3 protein-coding genes are annotated in these 2,311 nt (G+C 31.2%); all 3 read left to right on the top strand.

Annotation, left to right across the window (positions count from 1 at the left end):
• Nucleotides 1–393 precede the first annotated feature (393 nt).
• Nucleotides 394–1,209 carry a hypothetical protein gene (locus ABWO04_RS11220; protein WP_353079778.1) on the top strand — a complete coding sequence of 272 codons (816 nt, stop codon included), beginning with the start codon at nucleotides 394–396 and terminating at the stop codon, nucleotides 1,207–1,209.
• Between the two features lie 54 nt (nucleotides 1,210–1,263).
• The gene (locus ABWO04_RS11215; protein WP_353079777.1) at nucleotides 1,264–1,704 is read left to right on the top strand and encodes a hypothetical protein; all 441 of its coding nucleotides are present in this window, start codon (nucleotides 1,264–1,266) and stop codon (nucleotides 1,702–1,704) included.
• A gap of 92 nt (nucleotides 1,705–1,796) precedes the next feature.
• The coding region (locus ABWO04_RS11210) for an ATPase/DNA packaging protein (RefSeq protein WP_353079776.1) at nucleotides 1,797–2,311 on the top strand (515 nt) is incomplete at its 3' end.

The following is a 2,311-nucleotide window of genomic DNA, read 5'->3' as shown; positions in this document are numbered from 1 at the left end:
TGTCGAGGTTTGTTAACTTTCCAAATTTACAGTTCCGCAATTTTCTCTTACGCTAACCAACGTAAATCTTTACTTTGCTGTTAGCGTTGGTTACAGCTTTGGTTAGCTTTCAACATTTCTTTTTTCTCACTCTAAACTTTCTTTCAATGCATGGATGTTTAACCTGCTTTCTTTAAAGTGGGACGTTGCTTTTATATTAGAGGGATGCAATCTGCAAGGCAAAAAGAAAGATTTGATTTTTAAAGCCAATATGTGAAGCCTTTTACGTGGCGGCAAAATTATATGGGTGGAGCTTATCTTATAAACTCTTTTTACTTGAGGTTGTACCAAATTTGGTTCAGTTGCTTTTAAACATTATTGTATGCAATCAGTATGTCAAATAAAAGAAATCTATTGAGCACAAAAATTTTAATTGATTTAGAAGAATACCTTAAATTATTAAATATTCAAGAACGAGTTAATAGACAGGAAGAATTAATTAATGCACGCTTACAAAAAGAAACAGAATCTAATCAACATTCTAAATTAACCGAAACCGAAAATTCTGTACCTGCAAATTCTGAAATAACTGTTGACAATAACCAAAGTGGAAGTGGATCTAATGCAATAAACCAAGACCTTGTTAAACAAATTACAAGTTTAGTTACTCAACAAATTATTTCGCAATATCAATTAATTCCTTGCCTTTCTAACAGCAATGTTGTAAACAATCAAGAAGGAGCCGGAAGTCAAGATTTAATAACTGAATTTCCAGCAGAAATACCACCCAAAGACCTTTTTGGTTTAGAAAATGAACCAGTTACGTCAGTTATTCATAAATCTCAAATGAATGACGAATTTGATAATGAACGTTTAATAAACTCAGTGCCTGACATGTTTAAAAATCGTGCTAAAACTTTACTGAATAGTTTGTTACAATTTAGCAATGACCTTACCTTTAAAGCTGACGGAACAATTTTCATTGATCAAACAAGCTTACCATTATCAAACATTTTTAAAATATTTCCTTTCTTATTTAAACCCGTCAAATCAGCTGAATCTGTACCGTTTTTGTTACAAGTTGCTACAAAAATTGCTTCATTGGGTTTGGGTCACCTTATTAGAAAAAAATTAACCCAAGGCCTAATACGAAAAAAAGTTATTCTTGATCAAGACAAACTGTACATGCAAATTAAAAGTTCAAAACATTGGTGGTATTTAGGGCCCTAAATGGATGGTCTCAAAGGCTTTGAATTTCCCCAATATTTCGCAAAAATTCCAATAGTGCAACAGCAATTTGTAAATGTATTTGCAATTGATGAAATTCCTAAAGTTATACCAATCAGACATTTTTTAATTAGCAATTTAAGTCCGGCACATTTATCCGGATCGCATTGGATTGTGCTTGTTCGGCCTGATAAACATACACTTGAAATTTTTAATAGTCTTGGTGGAGATACTTACAACGACATAAAAACCAATTTAAGGTTTACGTCCAGATTAGAAATTCATACTAATAATACTTCTTTTCAAAGTAGCAATTCAACTAGTTGTGGTTATTTTTGTATTTATTTTGCAGTAAATCGAATTTTAAATTTGGACATGTCCTTTGAACATTTATTAGAGCATTTGTTTACCCATGATACTGAGTCCAACGACAATAATGTAACAAGATTTTGTGAAAACCTTTTGCAAAGTACTGATGATACAGAAATATTTTTATAATCAATAGAATGGCCAATTTGGAAGTAAGTACAATAGTTAAACCTGAAGTTCAGGTTCAAAAATTTGAATTTAATTCAAATGTCAATCGTTTTATGCAGCCATTTCGCATGATGATTGCTGGACCATCCCAAAGTGGTAAAAGTAGTTTTATTCTAGAATTATTAAAACATCGAAACGAACTTTTTTCAACCAGTTTTGCCCGAATAATTTATTTTGTTCCAAGTAACAACATTGATGCTCACCAAGAATTTATTCAAAAATTAAAAACAGTGTATCCCGATTTAGAAATTCAAACAGATTTACCAAAACTAAGTGACATTAAAGGAGACCGACTTTCAAAACTATTTATTATGGACGATTTGATGAACGTTGTTTTTAATCATCCAATGATGGAAGAAGTGTTCAGCCAAAACAGTCATCATCAAAATCTGAGCATAATTTTCACAACTCAAAATTATTTTGCTTCATCAAAAAATCGAACAATTATTAGACAAACTAACTACAAAATTATTTTCAATGATCCTTCTGACAAAACATTAATGAGAAACATTTCGTGTCAAATCAGTGGATCAATGCCTCAATTTCTTTCAAGATGTTTTAAAACGTT

Source organism: Flavobacterium sp. (assembly GCF_040382755.1).
Classification (GTDB): domain Bacteria; phylum Bacteroidota; class Bacteroidia; order Flavobacteriales; family Flavobacteriaceae; genus Flavobacterium.
This window is presented reverse-complemented; position numbering and strand designations above follow the sequence as displayed.